The organism is Wolbachia endosymbiont of Cylisticus convexus (genome assembly GCF_003344345.1).
The window spans coordinates 1-1,977 of record NZ_QPIP01000180.1; the positions used below are offsets into that span (position 1 = coordinate 1).

Here is a 1,977-nt window from a genome sequence, read left to right on the forward strand (position 1 = left end):
ACTGGATACATATTTCAGAGAATTTCTTATTTGGTGTACTATACATAGCTGCACTTCTGCACTGGGAAATACACTGTTGATGGCTGCAGGAAAGCTTTTTAGCCCATCTACACATGCAATCAGAATATCTTCTACTCCTCTTTCTTTGAGGTTATTTAGCACTTCCAACCAAAAGTTAGCTCCTTCACTTTCAGCCAAATAAAAGCCCAGGACTTCTTTTCTGCCATTTTGGTCTATGCCCAATATATTGTACATACATTTACTTACGCAATGTCCATCCTCCTTGACCTTAAAGAACATCCCATCCATAAATACTATCGGGTATACTGATTGCAGTGGACGACTACGCCATTCATTGATTATAGGCAGTAATTTGTCGGTAATACTTGATATCTCTGCTACCGATATTTTGTGATCATAAATTTCCTCAACGTGTGACGCTATATCTCTATAGCTCATACCACTGGCAAATGTGCTCAAAATCTTCGTTTCAAGCTCTGGATGTAAGCTTGTTTGCCTTTTTTTGACTATTTGCGGCTCAAAACTTCCTTCTCTATCTCTTGGCGTTAACAGCTCAAATGAACCTGCACTTGTACGTAAAGTCTTTCCATTCCTCCCATTTCTGCGATTATTTTCTTCACTTTCAGCTAATAAATGGTTTTCTATTTCACCTTCTAGACTCGCCTCCAGCAGCTTTTTTATAAATGGTGTTAATGCTCCCTCCTTTCCTGTCAACGGTCTTCCTTCTCGTATAGACGACAGGATATTTGTTTCCAACTCTTTATAATCTACCAATCCGTTAGTTCTGTTTACTACTTTTTGACTCATTGTCAAACCTCCATTTTTAAATTGATATAAGTTCAAAAAAGTGTGTCAAACCGAAAAAAAGTAATATTCCCAGATTTCTTAAAAAATAAATATAACAAATAAACCTTAAATGGTTGCTATATTGGGCGTATTCTCTTAACTTGACGCGTATGCTTCTTTGAACGTTCCCCATACCACTGGCAAATGTGCTCAAAATCTTCGTTTCAAGCTCTGTTGTTTGTCTTTTTTTGACTATTTGTGATTCAAAACTTCCTTCTCTGTCCCTTGGTGTTAACAGTTCAAATGAACCTGCACTCGTGCGTAAAGTTTTTGCGTTTCTCCCATTTCTTCGGTTGTTTTCTTCGCTTTCAGCTAACATGTGGCTTTCTATTTCACCTTCCAGACTCGCTTCCAGCAGCTTTTTTATAAATGGTGTTAATGGTCTTCCCTCTCGTATGGACGACAGGTTTCTAATTCTTTATAATCTACCAATCCGCTAGTTCTATTTGCTATTTTTTGACGTCTGGTAGAGATCATAACTTTTAAATCCTCCTATTAGGTTTAACTGCTATGATCCCCCCAACAGAACCGTACTTGCGAATTTCCCGCATACGGCTCTTCAGTGCAGCATTCACAGCATTTTTAACTTCTGTTATCTGGTTTACTTTTCCTTGTATCATATTCCAACCTCTGTTGTGTTGGTATAATAACCCATAAGCCAGTTTCTGCACTGCTGACCGCTTCCCCTTGTTTCCCACACTCTGAGTACTATCAATCAGTCCGACTTTTTCTATCTTCCGTCAGTCCTCGCCTTTGTTGACTTGTTCCAACGTACCTTAATAGGAATACAAAGGATCTCCCAAGTTTACGTAAACTCCATCTCAACACATGACACGGCCTCGGATCCCGATAGAGTGAATGATAACTTGCCTTATCGTTATTCTTCATGCTGTCTTCCACTATATGAAAAGTGTCGATCTCCATGATGTTGGCAATTTCGGGACTCAATACCTTCACTTTCGTTGCACCCTGTATTGTCCTTTCCATTAGCTTTACTACGCTCGTTACCTTACGTAGCATAGTGGTTTGTTCCAAGCTGCTGGCTAGGCTTTGCCTGGATTGGATTTTCACCAACTAAGCTTTACGCACTTTGCTTGGCGCACCCATATT

At 39.5% G+C, this 1,977-nt stretch carries 2 protein-coding genes and 1 pseudogene; all 3 read right to left on the reverse strand.

Annotated features, from left to right (window positions below; translation table 11 throughout):
• Positions 1–828: IS256 family transposase (locus Wcon_RS09965; protein ID WP_114516781.1), on the reverse strand; the 828-nt coding region annotated here is incomplete at its 3' end.
• A 166-nt stretch (positions 829–994) separates the two neighbouring features.
• Positions 995–1,344: pseudogene (locus Wcon_RS09970) on the reverse strand (transposase); the annotation flags it as partial.
• 5 nt (positions 1,345–1,349) lie between these two features.
• Positions 1,350–1,487 (reverse strand): hypothetical protein, encoded by a 138-nt coding sequence (locus Wcon_RS11505; protein WP_179947519.1) that lies wholly within the window; start codon positions 1,485–1,487, stop codon positions 1,350–1,352.
• Positions 1,488–1,977 lie beyond the last annotated feature (490 nt).